Origin of the sequence: uncultured Winogradskyella sp., from assembly GCF_947496485.1 — a bacterium.
In the GTDB taxonomy this organism is placed as follows: domain Bacteria; phylum Bacteroidota; class Bacteroidia; order Flavobacteriales; family Flavobacteriaceae; genus Winogradskyella.
In genome coordinates, this window is record NZ_CANMCZ010000001.1 from 1506573 (window position 1) to 1525167 (window position 18595).

Below are 18595 nucleotides of genomic sequence, written 5' to 3' on the forward strand. Positions count from 1 at the left end.
TTTAGTTACTTGCTTTAGCAATAAACATGCCTCCTTCAATATCACTTATGAGGATATTTCCACTTTCAAAAAACGGATAAATATTCCATGCTCCATGAAAATCAGTTTCGTTATTAGGAATGTAGGTGTCAATAAAACCTGTTTCTACCATAACACCTGAAGCGATATTTGAGATGTCAATTATTCGCATACCTGCAGAATAATTGGCAATGTAAAATGTATTTCCGACCACATAACCATTGTGGTCTATTGCTGCAGTAGGTCCTAGATATTCCATGTGAAACATTGGATTATCTAAATCTGTAAAGTCAAAAACTAATGTTCTTGAGTTGCCACCGAAGTCGATTTCATCTACTTCGTCACCCAATAAAAAATACTCCATGTTTTCGGTAAACCATCCTTGGTGAGTATAACCAATATTGCTGTAGTCTATAGTAGAAATCTGAGCTGGAGAATTTTTATCAGTTACATCTACAATAACGACTTCGTTTTCATTACTACCAATTAAAATTTCTTTTCCAGTATGATCTGTGTCAGGCCCATTATAAGTTACTACTTGAGCATCATGTGAATAGGCATCGTCAGCATAACCTCCAGCGGCAATAGGGTTTGTAGGATCTTGAATATTAACAAAATGAGGCCCTCCACTAAAGGTATCGGAACCAACAGCGTAAGCAAACCCACTATCTTCATTTATTACAATGTTGTGAGCTTTTCCAAACCCAGTATAAGTAGCATCAGCGGTAAAGGTTTCAGGAGGATTGGTTACATTTCTGAGCCTTGTTAAATCAAATACCTGCATACCATGTCCTGGTGCTTCACTAACAACAAACGCATGATTGTTATATACTTTTATATCTCTCCACAAACTGTTTACTGTAGCAGTAGGAAGTCGTCCTAGAAAAATTGGGTTAGATGGATTGGAAATATCTACAAAAGCTGAGCTTGTTGTTGTGCCTATTAAGGCATATTCTTTACCTGTTTCAGGATCTGTCCAGCCCCAAGAATCGTTACCTTCTGCTCCTGTACCACCTAATTCTTCAACTGGAATATGACTCATTAAATCAAAACCATTGCAAGGATAATCTCCTGCGAAGCCATCTATACAAGGAAACTGAGGTTGAATAGTATTATCGTCACAGCTATTACCAAGACCGTCATTATCAGAATCTAATTGATCTGGATTTGCTATCAAGGGACAATTATCATTAATATCCAAAATACCATCATTATCATCGTCGTCGTCACAAGCATTTCCAAAACCATCATTATCAGAATCTAATTGATCAGTATTGGGAATTGCGGAACAATTGTCAAAAGCATTTAAAATAGTATCATTATCTAAGTCAGTATTTGCAGGCTCAACTAATTCGTTAGAGCAGCTTTGAGTTATACAAATAAGACAAATTAGTAAAACAGAAATAGGTCCATTAAGGGGGCTTAATTTCATAGTCTTTTTTTTAGCAATTTAAGCAAATTTTATTTCAAGGATGAAAGCTTAAATAAATAACGCGAATATTAACTTGATATTTGGTAAAAGCATAATATTTTTGCACTATGATAGAAGATAAAAATCCACAGCGTACTCCGTTGAGCGAATTAGGTGAGTTTAAATTAATTGAACACTTAACAGAGCATTTTAAAGTTACTCAAAAGTCTACCATTAAAAGTATTGGTGATGACGCAGCCGTATTAAACTTTGAAAAAAAGCAAGTTGTAGTTTCTACAGATTTGTTGGTAGAAGGTGTGCATTTTGATTTAAGCTATGTACCTCTTAAGCACTTAGGTTACAAGGCAATAATGGTTAATCTTTCTGATATCTATGCGATGAATGCTATGGCGACTCAGGTTACAGTTTCTATTGCGGTTTCTAATCGTTTTCCTTTAGAAGCATTGGAAGAGTTGTATGCAGGAGTTGCAACAGCGGCAAAAATGTATGGTGTAGATGTTGTTGGTGGTGATACAACATCTTCAACCTCTGGATTGATTATTTCAGTGACAGCAATAGGTGAGGTAGAAAAGGATAATGAAGTGTTACGCTCTGGAGCAAAACCTAACGATTTATTAGTAGTAACGGGTGATTTAGGTGGCGCTTACATGGGATTACAGGTTTTAGAACGCGAAAAAGAAGTGTTTAAAGTCAACCCAAACAATCAGCCAGATTTGTCTATGTACACGTATATTGTTGAACGTCAATTAAAACCTGAAGCCAGAAAAGATATTGTTGAATTATTGAAAGAGCTTAAGGTTAAACCAACAAGCATGATAGATATTAGCGACGGTTTATCTTCTGAGGTTATGCATTTGTGCAAACAAAGTAAAGTAGGAGTAGATGTGTACGAAAATAAAATTCCATTAGATCCTCAGGTAATTTCTACATGCGAGGAATTTAATATAGATAGTACAACGATCGCCTTAAATGGTGGCGAAGATTATGAGTTATTAATGACAATTTCTCAAGAAGATTTTCCAAAGATAAAAGGAAATACAAATCTAACAGTTATTGGGTATATGACAGATGAAGACAGGGGAATGCACTTAGTAACAAGAGCAGAAACAAAAATTCCTATTATAGCTAAAGGTTGGAATTCACTTAAAGATCAAGTATAACAAACTTCTGACTTTTCTCTAGACGTTTTGTATGAACGCGATGTAAAACAGAATTTATTTCTTTGAACTTTGGTGTTAGTGGAATAAAATTTCCATTACCGTCAATTGTCATTTCTGACTTACAGTTTTTGCATTTGTATTCTTTGACGTGATAAGTAACAATTTTGGAGACCTTATAGTCGTGCCCAAATAATGAGCAATAAACGTTTTTCATTTCTTAATTAGTATTCTTAAAGGATTAAGGAATAGTTAGGGTTTTAAATATAAGAAAAACAGATGTTGATAAGTTGTTAATAATTAATAAATCGACGAACTGAGTGTTTTTTGCTTTAAACGCATCATTCTGTTATTGTATATGCGCTCTAATGCCGAATTTATTTCTTGATATTTTGGGGTAAGTTCGGTGAGCCTACCATTGCTATTTGTTGTTAATTGCTTTTTACAACATTTACAGGTGTACTCTTTAACATGGTTAGTTACTTTTTTAGTCATTTGGTAGTTGTGACCAAAGAAATCGCAGTAAAGTTTGGTAGGTGTCATAAGTAGGTCTATTACATTCTTTTTTTTAATCTAGGTTATAAACTTAGAAAAAAAAGACAAATAAAACGTTTAAGTGGATTATTTTTCGACAAACTGTTTTATTTCGTAAGATAATTCTGATTTATTCTCAATATGACTCATGTGTCCTTCTGAAAATTCAACATATTTAATATCAGTATTAGTGATTTGGGATTTTAATTTTTCACCATCAACAATCCAGTCCTTTAGACCAATAATAATTAGTTTGTTGCCATTTAACTTTCTAAAACTATCAAAATAATCTGGTCTTAGCCGCATACCTTCTGAAGCCGCAATGTAGCCTTGGACAGGTGTTTGCAGTGCTATTTGCAAAGCTTCCTCTAGCTCATTTTGAAACTTCACTCTACTTTCAGGTGCAAAAAGATTGGCAAAAGACATCCTGATTAAACTTTCAAAATGAGTTTTTACCATTTCGTTTGCTTGCATTCTAAGTTTTTTGCGTTCTTCATCATCGGCTTCAAAAGTCGAATTCATTAAACACAAACCTTCAAAAAGCTGAGGTTGCTTTTTGGCTAAGGCCAAAGTGACATAACCGCCCATGGAATGTCCAATAAAAGTTGCCTTGTTAATCTCAAGATTTTTTAAAACAGCAAATACCGCATCTGCCATGTCATCCATAGTGTGCACATAACCTAAACAATCCGATTTTCCATGACCTAGTAAATCAATACAAACGACTTGATGCTTTTTTGATAATTCAGGAACTAGATCATTCCACATATCAACGGTTTCGAGAAAACCGTGTAGTAGAACAACCGCAGGACCTTCTCCAGTTAAGGTATAATGGATAGCACTGTTTTTATATTCTAAAATCATAATTGCAAAGATAAATTTTGAATGCGTTTTTACGACACAATCATCACTAACATTTTAGTATATTTGATTTCTTTCAAACTAAATAAAAAATCAAATGATTTTAAAGCGACTATTACTCTTAACCCTATTCTTCTGTAGCGTTACATTATCCGCTCAGATTGAAGAGCAAGAACTAGATAAATTAGTAAAAGAAACTTTAACCACTTTTGATGTTCCTGGTATATCAGTGGGAGTTTTAAAAGACGGGAAAATAGTCTATGCCAAAGGACATGGAGTCCGTTCTTTGACGACTAAAAAAGACATGAACGATAATACGTTAGTTGGTGTTGCTTCTAATAGTAAAGGCTTTACCTGTTTTGCTTTAGCCATGATGATTGATGCAGGGAAACTGAATTGGGATGATAAAGTTCGTAAACATATTCCAGAATTTCAATTGCACGATTCTTGGGCAACCGAAAACTTTACGGTTAGAGATTTAGTGACACACAGAAGTGGAATGGGATTAGGAGCAGGTGATTTAATGTTTTTTCCAGAAGGCAATGATTTTAATGTTGATGATGTGATTAACAATGTAAAGTACTTAGAACTTGAAACCTCATTTAGAAGCAAATTTGCATACAATAATAATATGTTTATTATCGCTGGTGAAGTTTTAAAACGTGTCAGCGGTTTGTCTTGGGAAGCGTTTATTGAAACCAAGATTATGAAACCGGTTGGGATGAAGAATTCCAAAGCCTCTTATAATCGTGTGACTGATAAATCTAATATTATCGAAGCACATACCAGAGCAGAAGGCAAGGTGATTCAAATTCCGCACGATTGGAGTGAAACTGCAAATGCTGCAGGAGGTATTGTTAGCAATGTGCTCGATATGATGACTTGGGCAAAATTCTTAATGAACGATGCTGTGACTGAAAGTGGAGAACGTTTGTTGAGCAAGGAAGAATTTCATGAACTATGGCAATTACAAACACCATTAAAAGTAAGGGCAGGTGATTGGTATGATTCTAACTTTAGAGGTTATGGTTTAGGTTGGTTTGTCACTGATGTAAAAGGAGGTCATAAACAAGTCTATCATACAGGTGGTTTATTGGGAACGGTTACACAGTTTACTATGATTCCTGATTTGGATTTGGCCATTGTGGTGTTAACAAATCAGATGAATGGTTCTGCATTTAATACCATTACTAATACAATTAAAGATTCGTATTTAGGTTATGAAAACAGAAATTGGCTAGAAAAGTATGGAGCTCGAAATGTAGATTATTTAAAATATAATGATAGTATTAAAGCAGCTGTTTATGATAAGACTGCAAAAATGAAAGGTGTTGCAACGCTTCCAAAACCTGAATATATTGTTGGTACCTATAGAGACGATTGGTTTGGTGATGTTAATATTTCTCATGATGGTAAAACCTATAGCATAAAGTGTAAACGTTCACCCGCACTGTCTGGCGAATTATTAACATATAGTGCGACAACTTTTGTTGCGAAATGGAACAATAGAAGCTTTGATGCCGATGTTTTTGTGCAATTTACCTTTAATGAAAAAGGTGAAGCGGTTTCTGCCACCATGAAATACATTGCGCCAATTACAGACTTTAGTTTCGATTTTCATGATTTAGAACTTGTAAAGACTAACTAAGTGAACATTCAACGTAAAGAACTTTTAGTTACAAGTTTTGCTTTATTCTCTTTATTTTTTGGAGCAGGAAACTTGTTATTACCACCATTATTAGGCTATAATGCAGGTGAAAATTGGTTTTGGGTAACCGTAGGTTTTATGATTACTGCTGTGGTTATTCCTATCATTGGAATTCTTGCGCATGCCAGATTGCAAGGCACTTTGTATGATTTTGGTAAAAAAGTATCACCAGCTTTTAGTTTAATTTATTGTATAATCATATACGTTATTGCTGTGGCCATTCCATCACCAAGAACAGCAGCGGCCACGCATGAGATTGCCATTCATCCTGCTTTTGGCACAAGCCCATTATTAACAAGTGCTATTTACTTTGCACTCGTTTTGGTATTTGTGCTCAACCGTTCAAAAATTTTGAACCTTATCGGGAAATTTCTAACACCATTCATTGTGATTATGCTTTTGGCCGTTATTGGTATTGGCTTATCGTCTTCTGAATTTACAACAGGAGCTTCAACGTTTGAAATACCAATTGTAACAGGAATTTTAGAAGGGTATCAAACTTTTGATGCTATTGGTGCTGTCGTTGTTGGTGCTGTAATTATTGTGTCTCTGAATTTTAAAAACATGAAGGTAAGTGCGTTTGAATCTAAACGCAAACTCATAAGACAATCAGGATTCATAGCAGGTACAGGTCTCTTTATTATTTATGCAGGTTTAATTTCTGTAGGAGCGTATTATGGTTCTGAAATCAAAGTCAACTCAGAACTCAGTAGCGATATGCAACGTGCCAATTTATTGCGAGGCATTAGTATTGCGTCTTTAGGTGAATTTGGAAATACCGTTTTAAGTGTGCTTATCTCTTTAGCTTGTTTTACTACAGCTATTGGTATTGTGGCAGGTACAGCCGATTATTTTAGAGGTCTGTTTCATAAGTCTCAAACTGTTTATGTGGTTACAGCAGTCATTGCTTGTATGGCAGGAATTGGTGTTGGGCAATTAGATTTTAACTCTATAATTGTCATTGCCATTCCGGTATTGTTATGTGTTTATCCAATTACCATTGTGCTGATTTTATTGAATGTCTTACCAGAGAAATTAGCAACTTCCTTGGTGTTTAGAGCTGTTGTATTAGTGACATTTCTGTTTAGTTTACCAGATGTCATTGGGTTTATTAGTCCTTCAGAAGGTTTAAAATCCATAACAGAGTATATTCCATTTTCGCAGTACAGTTTAGGTTGGATCTTGCCAGCTTTAGTGGCTTTTGTTATTTCGTCTGTTGTACAATCTTTAAAGCCGAATGAAGGATGAAGTACATGGGAAGCAAGGCACGCTTTGCCAAAGATTTATTGCCAATTATTTTAAAAGACAGACAACCAGACCAAGCTTATCTCGAACCTTTTGCTGGTGGCATGAATATGATAGACAGGGTTGATGGCATACGTATAGCCAATGACCAACACCAAGAATTAATGGCCATGTGGCAAGCTTTAATTTACGATAATTGGGATCCGCCAAAAACCGTAAGTGAAGAAGACTACAAACTCATAAAATATAACCAAGCAGATTACCCAAAACATTTGGTCGGATATGTTGGATTTAACTCTTTTGGCGGCAAGTGGTTTGCAGGTTACCGACGTGATAAAGAAGGCAAACGCGATTATTGGGGCGAACATTACCGCAATATCACAAAGCAAGTTCCAAAACTAGATGGTGTGATATTGTCTTGTAAATCGTATACAGAATTAGAGATTCCCAAAAACAGTATTATTTATTGCGATCCTCCTTATGCATCTACTACAAAATATAGAGACAGGTTTGACCATGAGGAATTTTGGGAATGGTGCAGACAGCAAAGTAAAGCTGGTCATCAAGTCTTTATAAGTGAATATAATGCACCTGAAGACTTCAATTGTATCTGGGAAAAGGATGCAAAAACTACCTTTTCTTGGCATGCAGAGAATTTATCCACTAAAGTTGCTTTGGAGCGGTTATTTGTATATTAGTTACAAGCTGTAGAATAATTTGCGGAGGCATCTTTGTTCCAATCATCTGGAATATTTTGAAATTGACTCTCACTAACTTTTATACAATTAAGATTATTCAATGTGCAGTCTAAATTAGATAAATTTGCGTTATAGCTTAAATCTAAATTCGTAAGTGCATTGTTAGATACTTCTAAAATGGCTAAATTACTAATAGTGCCAAGATTTAGATTAGAGAGATTACTATTATTACATTCAAGCCAAACCAATTGAGAATTAGCGCTAACATCTAGATTAGTTAATTGCGCATTATCATTGAAATACAGAAACTCTAAAGCAGTATTATTACTAAAATCTAAGTTAGATATTTGCGTATTGCCACCATAAATGTAGGTGAGCATTGTATTATTAGTAAGATCTATAGTGCTGATTGGGTTATTATAAAAACCAATGTTTTGCAATTCAGTATTATTAGTAACATCGATAGTACTAATTTGATTGCCTTCAAAGGCCAGGCCTTGAAGTTCTGAGTTGTTTGTAACGTCTAATGTTGTCAACTGATTACCACCTAAACCAAGCCCTTTTAAAGCCAAATTGTTACTTACATCTATATCTGTTAATTGACAATCTAAACATGTTAAATAATCTAAGTCTAAATTATTACTAACGTTTAGATCAGAGATTTGTGTGCCCCAAAATGATAATTTTTTAAGCTTTGTATTATTACTAACATCAATAGAAGAAAGGTTTATAAAACGCGCATCTAGCACCTCTAAATCTAAATTATTAGACACATCTATACTAGCTAATGCGTTGTTGTAGCACCATAATATTTTTAATAATGTATTGTTACTAACATCTAAAGTTGAAAGTTGCGAATTGTCATAAGTATACAATTCTTTAAGATTAACATTATTACTTACATCTAGGTTCGATAGGTTATTCGCATGACATCTTAGAATTTCAAGTTCAGTATTTTGGCTCACATTCAAACTGGTTAATGATTGAAATCTACTGTAACCACAATTGAGCTCTTTTAACTTTAAATTACTGCTTAAATCTAGGTTGCTTAAACTTTGTCCGTCACAATTAAGAATTTCTAAATTTGTAAAGAATTCTATACCAGTTAAATCCATAATGTCATTACTGGTATCGTTAAAATTAAAATCAGAAATATCTAATTCTGTAACGTTGACTACGTTTGAAATAATAATGCTCCCATCTAACACATCATCATAACCTTGATCTATTAAGGCTTGCTCAAAAATGGGATCTGGTATATTCCCTAGGTTTGGAGTATTAGAGTTTTCATCATCTGTTCCGCATCCAGTAAAAGCAAAACTGATTGCTAAGTATAAAACTAAAAGTGAAATAGATTTTGAAAACTTGGCCATAATTAAATAGTTTAAACACATCATTTGATACTAAAGATACTAAAGATACTAAAGATACTAAATATCAGAATATAGAGTTTGAAGTAACCAGAATTCAATTCCAAATTAACCTATAAGTATTTAAGAATTCATCAAATCCTCAATCTCTTCAATTTCAATAGGAATATTTCGCATCAAATTAAAAGGTTCTCCAGAGGCTTGTATCACCACATCATCCTCTAAGCGAATTCCAAAACCTTCATCTGGGATATAAATACCAGGTTCTACGGTAAATACCATATTGGCTTGCATAGGCTCGTGCAGTAAACCATAATCGTGGGTGTCCAATCCCATGTGATGCGATGTACCATGCATAAAGTATTTTTTATAAGCTGGCCAATCTGGGTTTTCGTTTTGTACATCGGCTTTGTCAATAAGTCCTAAACCTAAGAGTTCTGAAGTCATCAGTTTACCAACTTCAATGTGGTATTGTTCCCAAAGCGTTCCAGGAACAAGCATTTTGGTGGCTGCATCTTTAACACGATTCACAGCATTATAAACTGCTTTTTGTCTTTCGTTATAGCGTCCAGAAACAGGTATGGTACGCGTCATATCACTGGCGTAATTGGCATATTCAGCACCAGCATCAATCAAAATTAAATCACCAGCTTTACATTGTTGGTTGTTCTCTATATAGTGTAGTACGTTGGCGTTGTTTCCTGAGCCTACAATTGGAGTGTAAGCAAAACCTTTAGAACGGTTATTGAGGAACTCGTGCATAAACTCGGCTTCGATATTGTACTCCCAAACATCTGGTTTTACAAAATTAAGCACACGTCTAAAGCCTTTTTCGGTGATATCACAGGCCTTTTGTATCAGGTCTAATTCTATCTGATCTTTTACAGAACGCAAACGTTGTAAAATAGGATTACTCTTAGCGACGCTATGTGCAGGATACTTTTCTTTTAGCCATTTGGTAAACCGATCTTCGCGCGTTTCGGTGTCTACATTGGCTCTGTAATGTTCGTTAGTATTAATATAAACCGTGTCACATTGGGTCATGATTTCAAACATGATTTTCTCCATATCCTGCAACCAATACACAGTTTTAATTCCAGACGTTTTTAAAGCCGCTTCTTTAGTTAGTTTTTCACCTTCCCATATCGCTATGTGCTCATTGGTCTCTTTTAAGAATAAAATCTCACGATGCTTTTCTTTTGGGCAATCTGGAAACAGTACCAAAATACTTTCTTCTTGATCCACACCACTTAGATAAAAGATATCGCGATGCTGCTGAAATGGCATAGTGCTATCGGCACTAATCGGATAAATATCGTTAGAGTTAAACACCGCTAAACTACTTGGTTTCATCTGAGCTATAAAGTTTTTGCGGTTTTTTATAAATAGGTTGCGGTCTATTGGATGGTATTTCATTTGAAAAATATTTATTGTTTTAATCTGCAAAGTAAATCGTTGTCATTCTGAATTTATTTCAGAATCTGAAACGAGTTCAGATTGACAAAAACTAATTGAAGAACAAAATCTTAATTAAGTGTTTCAAAAATACCAATTTGCTGGGCATAAAAAAAAGGCAATCTGTAATAAGATTGCCTTCATTTGATTAGTTATGTAAAAGTTATTTAGCCATCGCTTTTTTCACCATGCCTATAATAGCCATTAAGATACCACCACCAACACCACCTCCGGCAACGCTGCCCAAGATGCTACTAAGATCCATACTCGATGATGCTTCAGCTGCCTCAGCACCTGTAAGGCCTAACATGCCCAATACGGTTCCGCCAAGTCCACCGCCAAGAATACCGACAATAGAATTCCATAAGGTACCAAGAGATGAATTTTTCATTAGCTTGCCAGCAAGATTTCCGCCAACAGCTCCACTGACTAATTGAATAATTAGAGGTAAATACTCTTCCATTTTAATGTGATTTTATTAGTTAATTGCGCTCAATGTAATGAATTTATTTAAAAAATTGTTAAAAAATAAAGAATAACACATTTTTGAGATATTAAAATTATCAAATTTATAATTACTTAAGGTTGTTAAACTTTAGGTTAGTTTTTTGATGATTCTATGTTTATTCATTAATTTCATGCTTATAAAAACTAACCAACATGACTCATTCAAAAATCTTTTCATTTTTACTTGCTATAAGTACTTGTTTTGCCATTGCTCAACAACCAGCTACCTCTGCTGAAACGGTTAAAAAAGCATTGGAAGAAAAACAAGCTATGACTCAATCGTCATTAGTTAAAAACGTACCCTTTGAAAATATTGGACCAACTATTATGAGTGGTCGTGTGGTAGATTTAGACGTTAACCCAGAAATGCCTTCAGAGTTTTATGTTGGTTATGCCTCTGGTGGTGTTTGGCACACAACTAATAACGGAACAACATTTACTCCGATTTTAGATAGTTCAGACACGCAAAACGTTGGTGATATTGCAGTGCATTGGCCAACCCGAACAATTTATGTTGGTACAGGAGAAAACAATGCATCACGTTCGTCTTATGCAGGAATCGGCATTTTAAAATCGACAGACAACGGAAAGACTTGGGTAAATATAGGGCTTATGGATGCACATCATTTTGCTCCTATTTTAATTCATCCTGACAATCCAGATGTTGTTACGGTTGGTGTTACAGGTCATTTGTATTCTCCAAATGAGGAACGCGGAATTTACAAAACTACTGATGGTGGTAAAACATGGAAGCAAACTTTGTTTGTAGATAATATGAGTGGAATTATTGATTTGCAACACAGCCCTAAAAATTACAATGTGATGTATGCGACCTCTTGGACAAAAGATCGTAAAGCATGGAATTTTTCAGGAAATGGAAGTAATTCAGGTATCTATAAGAGTACAGATGCAGGTGAAACCTGGACAAAAGTTTCTACCGCTAAAAGTGGATTTCCAACTGGTGATGGTGTTGGTCGTATAGGCGTTGCAGTATTTAATGATGATGTAGTTTATGCAATTCATGATAATCAATTTAGACGAAAAAATGATAAGAAGAAAGGCGATAAGAACGACCTAACAAAGGAAGATTTTAAGACCATGTCTAATGCAGACTTTTTAGCCTTAGACGATAAAAAGTTGAATGGATTTTTAAAGACTAATGGTTTTCAGGAAAAATACAGAGCAGAAAATGTAAAACAAATGGTGCGCTCTGGTAATGTAAAGCCAATTGATTTAGCAAAATATCTAGAAGATGCTAATTCTATGTTGTTTGATACTCCAGTTGTTGGTGCAGAAGTCTACAAGAGTATTGATGGTGGAAAAACGTGGAAGAAAACTCATAAGGATTATTTAGATGGTATCTATTATAGCTATGGCTATTATTTTGGTCATATTCATGTGTCAACAGCAAACGAAAATGATATTTACATTTATGGTGTGCCTATTATTAAGTCTAAAGATGGTGGTAAATCTTGGACATCGATAAGTGCAGAGAACGTGCATGCAGATCATCACGCACTTTGGATAAACCCTAAGAATCCTAATCACTTAATAGATGGTAACGATGGTGGAGTTAATATCACTTATGATGATGGTAAAAACTGGATTAAAAACAATTCACCTTCAGTTGGGCAATTCTATGCCATTAATGTAGATAATGAAAAACCATATAATGTCTATGGTGGTTTACAGGATAATGGTGTTTGGAAAGGAGCTAATAATGCTAGAGAAAATAAAAGCTGGCATCAACGAGGTCAGTACCCATGGGAAGGCATTATGGGGGGTGATGGTATGCAAATTCAGATAGATAGTCGTAATTCTAATATTGTGTATACAGGTTACCAGTTTGGAAATTACTTTAGACTCAACTTAGAAGAGGATAAGCAAAAATACATTCAGCCTAAACATACCTTAGGTGAAAACCCTTATCGTTTTAATTGGCAAACACCAATTTTGTTATCTCCACACAATCAAGATATTTTGTATTTAGGAGGAAATAAATTAATGCGATCTATGAATCAAGGAGACGACTGGGAAGCGATTAGTGGTGATTTAACAAATGGAGGTAAAAAAGGAAATGTAGCTTATGGTACATTAACGTCAATTAGTGAAAGCCCATTTCAATTTGGATTAATTTACACAGGAAGCGATGATGGTTTAGTGCATATAACTAAAAATGCAGGAGGCAGTTGGACTAATATTTCAAACACATTACCCAAAGATTTATGGGTAAGTCGTGTCATTGCGTCTCAACATAAAAAAGAAAGGGTTTACGTGACTCTGAATGGTTATCGTTGGGATGATTTTAAGGTCTATGCATATATGAGCGATGATTATGGACAAACCTGGAAAGCTATTAGTAGTAATATTCCTGCATCTCCTGTAAATGTTATAAAAGAAGATTCTGAAAATGAAAACTTATTGTATTTGGGCACAGATAATGGAGCGTATGTGTCTTTTGATATGGGAAATTCTTGGGAAGTGTTTTCAAATGGAGTCCCGAATGTTGCAGTTCACGATATTGTTGTTCAACCTGAAGCGAAACATTTATTATTGGGCACACATGGACGAAGCATTTACAAAGCAGACATATCCTCTTTGCAGAAAATGAATTCAGATTTAAAATCGAAACCGATTACGTTTTTTGATTTAAGTCCTGTACGTCATTCGAGTCGTTGGGGAAGTTCATTCAGTCAATGGTCGGATGCTTTTGAACCTGAAAAAACCATTCAATTTTATAGTAATTCTTCAGGTAAAAAAACAATTAAAATCTTATCGGAAAAGGGATCAGAATTGAAAAGAATGTCAGTTGATGCAGATAGAGGTTTTAATTATGTAGATTATAATTTAGAGATAACAGAAAAAGGTAAAAAGGCCTTGATGAAGGAGGATAGTAAAATAGACTTTAGAGAAACTGGAAATAAAAAACAGTATTTACCAAAAGGCATTTATTTTGTTGAAATTGATGATGTTAAAACAAAATTGGTTATTAAATAAACGCGAAGATCTATACGCTATACTTCTTTAATTGATTTGATTTTTATTGTTTTCAGAATTTAAAGATTCGATTAAAGAGTCATATTGAAGATCTAACTTTTCGTTTTTGTAATCATAATACTTTAGGTTATTAACTCTTTTCTTATCGTGTCTGATTTTTGCTTTTTCGTCAATTTTTGAGTCTAATACCTTAACGTAGTCCTCAATTTCATGAATTTTGACATAAGTTATATTTTTTAGTTGACGGCTTTTTTCTGTGAAGTCAAAATAGAAAGCTGCTAACTTGTTTACAATGTCTTCCTGTTCGGATTCTGATTTAAATTTAAAATTAAGCAAATCAACACCTACTTTCTTTTTCCAAAAACGCTCATTAATATAATCGTTATTCAGATAATCGAGTTTGGACCAGTAGTTTACTACAGAATTAATCCATTTTGAAGGTTTTCTAACAACGATTATATAATCGAGATTTTTAGCAACTTTATGATTTGCTAATTCGTCTATATAAGCACTAAAGAAGCCAGAACACTCTAATTTTAAATTTAGAGCATTTAAGCGCTTAAGAAAAAAATCGCTAAAGTTATTTTCAAATTTTTTTAATGATAAGTATTGCATTGGTTCATGCTGAGAGACTTCATTTGGGTACGCAGCAGCTAAAAATGTAGTACCTGTTTTGTATGGAGATATACAATAAATAGTGTTATGACCTGTCTTGATTCTATTTGAACTATTAATTGTTGAACAAAATTCTATTAAGGCTTGTGTTTTCTTAATAGGTTTTGCAAAAGTAGAGTTCATTAATCTTCTTCGATAATTACTCATCTTGAATGCGGTTAAGCTGAATAACCAAAGGCTATTCCGTTAGGGTTTAAAGTTTGTAATATATAGAAAGTTATTTATTTTTGTCTTTTAATCAGATGTAACGCCTTATTTATAGATAAAACCTTTAGTTATAAAGAAGCTTCATTTTTATTATTGACTATAAAGATTCATATTTTAAAACAAAGTAGTCAGTCATTTCTCCATCTACTTAAAATGATTCTAAATAATTAATTATAAGATAGCGTAGTTGGCAAAACGCCAATTGCGCTGTATCTTTGTAAGACTAACTATAAGTTTAATTCAACAATGAGCGGAATTCTAAATTCGTCGATTGGAAGAAAGTTTGCCATGGCACTTTCGGCACTCTTCCTAATGTTTTTCATACTACAACATTTTGCTATCAATATTCTTTCTGTATTTAGTCCAGATACTTTTAACGAAGTCTCTCACTTTATGGGAACTAATCCATTGGTACAATTTGCATTACAGCCTGTTTTAATTTTTGGTGTGATTTTCCATTTCGCTATGGGATTTATTTTAGAAATTAAGAATAATAAGGCAAGAAAGGTAAGTTATGCAAAGAATAGCCCTTCTGGAAATTCTACTTGGATGAGTCGAAACATGATTTGGAGTGGAGGGTTCATCCTTGTATTCTTAATCATTCACTTTATTGATTTTTGGATTCCAGAAATAAACACAAAATATATTGTTGGTGATATGAGTGGAATGCACAATGGTGAGTTTAGATATTATGAAGAATTGGTGCATAAATTTGTTCCTATTTGGAGAGTAGCTTTGTACTGCATTGGTTTTGTATTCTTAGCGTTACATTTATTGCATGGATTTGATTCTGCATTCCAATCTGTGGGAGCTAATAATAAGTATACCAAAGGCATTAAGGGATTAGGAAAAGCGTATTCGATTTTAATTCCACTTGGATTTATCTTCATTGCATTATATCATCATTTTAACCACTAAAAAACAGCTTGTATGGCTTTAGATTCTAAAATACCAAAAGGACCACTTGCAGATAAGTGGACAAATCATAAAAATGAAATTAACCTTGTTAACCCTGCCAACAAACGTCTTATTGATGTTATTGTTGTAGGAACAGGATTAGCAGGAGGCTCAGCAGCTGCAACACTAGCGGAATTAGGCTATAATGTAAAAGCATTTTGCTTTCAGGATTCACCAAGACGTGCACACTCAATTGCTGCACAAGGTGGAATTAATGCAGCAAAAAATTACCAAGGTGATGGTGATTCTACATACCGTTTATTTTATGATACTGTAAAAGGTGGTGATTACCGTTCGCGCGAAGCTAACGTGCATCGTTTGGCAGAGGTATCTACTAATATAATTGATCAATGTGTGGCTCAAGGAGTACCTTTTGCCAGAGATTATGGAGGGTTATTAGATAACCGATCTTTTGGTGGTGTACTTGTATCTCGTACTTTTTATGCTAAAGGGCAAACAGGGCAACAACTTCTATTAGGTGCGTATTCTGCAATGAATCGCCAAATAGGTCGTGGTAAAATAAAAATGTTTACACGACACGAAATGCTAGATGTTGTGATTGTAGATGGTAAGGCCAGAGGAATTATTGCACGTAATTTAGTGACAGGAGAAATAGAAAGACATTCTGCACATGCTGTTGTATTAGGAACCGGAGGTTACGGAAACGCATTCTATCTTTCTACTTATGCGATGGGAAGTAACGTCACAGCAGCATGGAAAGCTCATAAACGAGGTGCATATTTCGCAAATCCTTGTTATACACAAATTCACCCAACATGTATCCCCGTTTCTGGAGATCATCAATCAAAACTAACATTGATGTCTGAGTCGTTGAGAAACGATGGTCGTATTTGGGTGCCAAAACACAAAAAAGACGTAGAAGCTATTCGTGAAGGAAGTTTAAAACCAACGGACTTAGCTGAAGAAGATAGAGATTATTATTTAGAGCGTCGTTATCCTGCTTTTGGGAATTTAGTACCAAGAGATGTTGCTTCAAGAGCAGCCAAAGAACGTTGTGATGAAGGCTATGGAGTTAATAAAACAGGTGAAGCTGTTTATTTAGATTTTGCATCTGCTTTTATGCGTTATGGAAAAGAACAAGCACATGTAAAAGGACTAGATGAAAATGATGAGTCTTTAGTTAAAAAATTAGGTCAAGAAATCGTTAAAAATAAGTATGGAAACTTATTTCAGATGTATGAGAAAATTGTAGACCAGAATCCTTACGAGACACCAATGATGATATATCCAGCGGTTCATTACACTATGGGAGGTATTTGGGTAGATTATAATTTAATGACAACTGTTCCAGGTTTATACTGTATTGGTGAGGCTAATTTCTCAGATCATGGGGCTAATCGATTAGGCGCTTCTGCATTAATGCAAGGTTTGGCAGATGGTTATTTTGTTTTGCCTTATACCATAGGTGATTATTTAGCAGATGATATTAGAACAGGACCAATTTCAACAGATTCAAAAGAATTCGACGAAGCTGAGAAAAGTGCAACTGACATTATCGATAAATTAGTTAATAATGAGGGCACGCATTCTGTTGATTATTTCCATAAGAAATTAGGAAAGATTATGTGGAACAAATGTGGAATGGCAAGAAATGAAAAGGATCTAAAAGAAGCGATTACTGAAATTGCTGAATTAAGAGCAGAGTTTTGGAAAGATGTTAAAATTCCCGGCAAAGCAGATGAATATAATGAAGAACTAGCAAAAGCTGGTCGTGTTGCCGATTTCTTAGAATTGGGCGAATTATTCGCTAAAGATGCTTTGGTAAGAGAAGAATCTGCAGGTGGTCATTTTAGAGAAGAGTATCAAACACCAGAAGGTGAGGCAATGCGTCGTAAAGAATTTCAGTTTGTATCCGCTTGGGAATACAAAGGAGAGCCAAAAGATGCTGTTCTTCATAAAGAAGATTTAGTGTACGAAAATATTGAAGTGAAAGAGAGAAGTTACAAATAAAAAAAAGCTATGAATTTAACGTTAAAAATATGGCGTCAAAAGAACGCTAGTGACAAAGGAAAGATAGTCGATTATCCTATGAGCGATGTCTCTCCAGATATGTCATTCCTAGAAATGCTTGATGTTTTAAATCAAGAGCTTATCGATAAAGGAGAAGAGCCAATTGCTTTTGATCATGATTGTCGCGAAGGTATCTGTGGTATGTGTTCCATGTATGTTAATGGTAGAGCACATGGACCAGATTCTATGATAACAGTATGTCAGTTGCATATGAGAAGCTTTAATGATGGTGATACTATTTTTATAGAGCCTTGGAGAGCAACTGCGTTTCCGGTTATTAAAGATTTAATTGTAGATAGAAGTGCCTTTGACCGTATTCAACATGCAGGAGGGTTTATTTCTGTAAATACATCTGGTAATACTCAAGATGCCAATGCTATTCCTATTGAGAAAGAAAATGCAGATAAGGCATTTGATGCAGCAACCTGTATAGGTTGTGGTGCTTGTGTAGCAAGTTGTAAAAACTCATCAGCAATGTTATTTGTATCTGCAAAAGTATCTCAATTTGCCTTATTGCCTCAAGGCCAAGTTGAAGCGACAGATCGTGTATTAAACATGGTGAAGCAAATGGACGAAGAAGGCTTTGGTAACTGTACAAACACAGGTGCTTGTGAAGTGGAATGTCCTAAAGGTATTTCTTTAGAAAATATTGCACGCATGAATCGTGAGTATTTAGCAGCAAGTTTTAAAGGATAAAATATTATAACATACATTTATTCAAATCCTAAGTATTTACTTAGGAT

The 18595-nt window shown here is 34.6% G+C and carries 15 protein-coding genes; 8 read left to right on the forward strand and 7 right to left on the reverse strand.

Annotated features, from left to right (window positions below; all coding sequences use genetic code 11):
• Nucleotide 1 precedes the first annotated feature (1 nt).
• Complete coding sequence (locus tag Q0822_RS06445; protein ID WP_299121655.1) at nt 2-1450, reverse strand: choice-of-anchor B family protein; 1449 nt, start codon at nt 1448-1450, stop codon at nt 2-4.
• 107 nt (nt 1451-1557) lie between these two features.
• On the opposite strand from Q0822_RS06445, the gene thiL reads away from it, so the two are divergent.
• Nucleotides 1558-2610 carry a thiamine-phosphate kinase gene (thiL, locus tag Q0822_RS06450; RefSeq protein WP_299121657.1) on the forward strand — a complete coding sequence of 351 codons (1053 nt, stop codon included), beginning with the start codon at nt 1558-1560 and terminating at the stop codon, nt 2608-2610.
• 297 nt (nt 2611-2907) lie between these two features.
• On the opposite strand, the gene Q0822_RS06455 is transcribed toward thiL, so the two are convergent.
• Together Q0822_RS06455 and Q0822_RS06460 are read right to left on the reverse strand one after the other, a co-directional pair.
• Nucleotides 2908-3150 carry a hypothetical protein gene (locus Q0822_RS06455; RefSeq protein ID WP_186844985.1) on the reverse strand — a complete coding sequence of 81 codons (243 nt, stop codon included), beginning with the start codon at nt 3148-3150 and terminating at the stop codon, nt 2908-2910.
• A 78-nt stretch (nt 3151-3228) separates the two neighbouring features.
• A complete protein-coding gene (locus Q0822_RS06460) occupies nt 3229-4005 on the reverse strand; it encodes an alpha/beta hydrolase (RefSeq protein WP_299121666.1) in 777 nt (258 codons plus the stop codon).
• A 94-nt stretch (nt 4006-4099) separates the two neighbouring features.
• Here Q0822_RS06460 and Q0822_RS06465 point away from each other — a divergent pair, with 94 nt between their 5' ends.
• From Q0822_RS06465 to Q0822_RS06475, 3 genes are read left to right on the forward strand one after another with little or no spacing between them, the layout of a single operon-like run.
• Nucleotides 4100-5650: a serine hydrolase gene (locus Q0822_RS06465; RefSeq protein WP_299121670.1), complete on the forward strand. Its 1551-nt coding sequence runs from the start codon at nt 4100-4102 to the stop codon at nt 5648-5650.
• On the forward strand, nt 5651-6958 hold the full coding sequence (gene brnQ / locus Q0822_RS06470) for a branched-chain amino acid transport system II carrier protein (protein WP_299121672.1): 1308 nt from the start codon (nt 5651-5653) through the stop codon (nt 6956-6958).
• A 5-nt stretch (nt 6959-6963) separates the two neighbouring features.
• Complete coding sequence (locus tag Q0822_RS06475; RefSeq protein ID WP_299121675.1) at nt 6964-7653, forward strand: DNA adenine methylase; 690 nt, start codon at nt 6964-6966, stop codon at nt 7651-7653.
• On the opposite strand, the gene Q0822_RS06480 is transcribed toward Q0822_RS06475, so the two are convergent.
• The 3 genes from Q0822_RS06480 to Q0822_RS06490 form a co-directional block, all read right to left on the reverse strand.
• On the reverse strand, nt 7650-9026 hold the full coding sequence (locus Q0822_RS06480; RefSeq protein ID WP_299121677.1) for a hypothetical protein: 1377 nt from the start codon (nt 9024-9026) through the stop codon (nt 7650-7652). The genes Q0822_RS06475 and Q0822_RS06480 overlap by 4 nt on opposite strands.
• Before the next feature lie 120 nt (nt 9027-9146).
• On the reverse strand, nt 9147-10439 hold the full coding sequence (locus tag Q0822_RS06485; protein ID WP_299121679.1) for an aminopeptidase P family protein: 1293 nt from the start codon (nt 10437-10439) through the stop codon (nt 9147-9149).
• A gap of 202 nt (nt 10440-10641) precedes the next feature.
• On the reverse strand, nt 10642-10941 hold the full coding sequence (locus tag Q0822_RS06490; RefSeq protein ID WP_299121681.1) for a hypothetical protein: 300 nt from the start codon (nt 10939-10941) through the stop codon (nt 10642-10644).
• A 197-nt stretch (nt 10942-11138) separates the two neighbouring features.
• Here Q0822_RS06490 and Q0822_RS06495 point away from each other — a divergent pair, with 197 nt between their 5' ends.
• Nucleotides 11139-13982, forward strand: coding sequence for a sialidase family protein (locus Q0822_RS06495; protein WP_299121683.1), 2844 nt, complete (start codon nt 11139-11141; stop codon nt 13980-13982).
• A gap of 27 nt (nt 13983-14009) precedes the next feature.
• On the opposite strand, the gene Q0822_RS06500 is transcribed toward Q0822_RS06495, so the two are convergent.
• A complete protein-coding gene (locus Q0822_RS06500) occupies nt 14010-14804 on the reverse strand; it encodes a hypothetical protein (RefSeq protein ID WP_299121685.1) in 795 nt (264 codons plus the stop codon).
• Nucleotides 14805-15110: 306 nt separating this feature from the next.
• On the opposite strand from Q0822_RS06500, the gene Q0822_RS06505 reads away from it, so the two are divergent.
• From Q0822_RS06505 to Q0822_RS06515, 3 genes are read left to right on the forward strand one after another with little or no spacing between them, the layout of a single operon-like run.
• Nucleotides 15111-15782: a succinate dehydrogenase cytochrome b subunit gene (locus Q0822_RS06505; RefSeq protein ID WP_299121687.1), complete on the forward strand. Its 672-nt coding sequence runs from the start codon at nt 15111-15113 to the stop codon at nt 15780-15782.
• Between the two features lie 12 nt (nt 15783-15794).
• Entirely contained in the window at nt 15795-17792 is a 1998-nt protein-coding gene (locus Q0822_RS06510; protein ID WP_299121689.1) for a fumarate reductase/succinate dehydrogenase flavoprotein subunit, read from the forward strand.
• A 9-nt stretch (nt 17793-17801) separates the two neighbouring features.
• Nucleotides 17802-18548: a succinate dehydrogenase/fumarate reductase iron-sulfur subunit gene (locus Q0822_RS06515; RefSeq protein ID WP_299121691.1), complete on the forward strand. Its 747-nt coding sequence runs from the start codon at nt 17802-17804 to the stop codon at nt 18546-18548.
• Nucleotides 18549-18595: the final 47 nt, after the last annotated feature.

What these genes read in the sequence shown, in the direction of transcription:
- Q0822_RS06445 (WP_299121655.1), bottom strand. Translation starts at nt 1,450, where the DNA reads ATGAAATTAAGCCCCCTTAATGGACCTATTTCTGTTTTACTAATTTGT.
- thiL (WP_299121657.1), top strand. Translation starts at nt 1,558, where the DNA reads ATGATAGAAGATAAAAATCCACAGCGTACTCCGTTGAGCGAATTAGGT.
- Q0822_RS06455 (WP_186844985.1), bottom strand. Translation starts at nt 3,150, where the DNA reads ATGACACCTACCAAACTTTACTGCGATTTCTTTGGTCACAACTACCAA.
- Q0822_RS06480 (WP_299121677.1), bottom strand. Translation starts at nt 9,026, where the DNA reads ATGGCCAAGTTTTCAAAATCTATTTCACTTTTAGTTTTATACTTAGCA.
- Q0822_RS06485 (WP_299121679.1), bottom strand. Translation starts at nt 10,439, where the DNA reads ATGAAATACCATCCAATAGACCGCAACCTATTTATAAAAAACCGCAAA.
- Q0822_RS06505 (WP_299121687.1), top strand. Translation starts at nt 15,111, where the DNA reads ATGAGCGGAATTCTAAATTCGTCGATTGGAAGAAAGTTTGCCATGGCA.
- Q0822_RS06465 (WP_299121670.1), top strand. Translation starts at nt 4,100, where the DNA reads ATGATTTTAAAGCGACTATTACTCTTAACCCTATTCTTCTGTAGCGTT.
- Q0822_RS06500 (WP_299121685.1), bottom strand. Translation starts at nt 14,804, where the DNA reads ATGAGTAATTATCGAAGAAGATTAATGAACTCTACTTTTGCAAAACCT.
- Q0822_RS06515 (WP_299121691.1), top strand. Translation starts at nt 17,802, where the DNA reads ATGAATTTAACGTTAAAAATATGGCGTCAAAAGAACGCTAGTGACAAA.
- Q0822_RS06495 (WP_299121683.1), top strand. Translation starts at nt 11,139, where the DNA reads ATGACTCATTCAAAAATCTTTTCATTTTTACTTGCTATAAGTACTTGT.
- Q0822_RS06490 (WP_299121681.1), bottom strand. Translation starts at nt 10,941, where the DNA reads ATGGAAGAGTATTTACCTCTAATTATTCAATTAGTCAGTGGAGCTGTT.
- Q0822_RS06510 (WP_299121689.1), top strand. Translation starts at nt 15,795, where the DNA reads ATGGCTTTAGATTCTAAAATACCAAAAGGACCACTTGCAGATAAGTGG.
- Q0822_RS06475 (WP_299121675.1), top strand. Translation starts at nt 6,964, where the DNA reads ATGGGAAGCAAGGCACGCTTTGCCAAAGATTTATTGCCAATTATTTTA.
- Q0822_RS06460 (WP_299121666.1), bottom strand. Translation starts at nt 4,005, where the DNA reads ATGATTTTAGAATATAAAAACAGTGCTATCCATTATACCTTAACTGGA.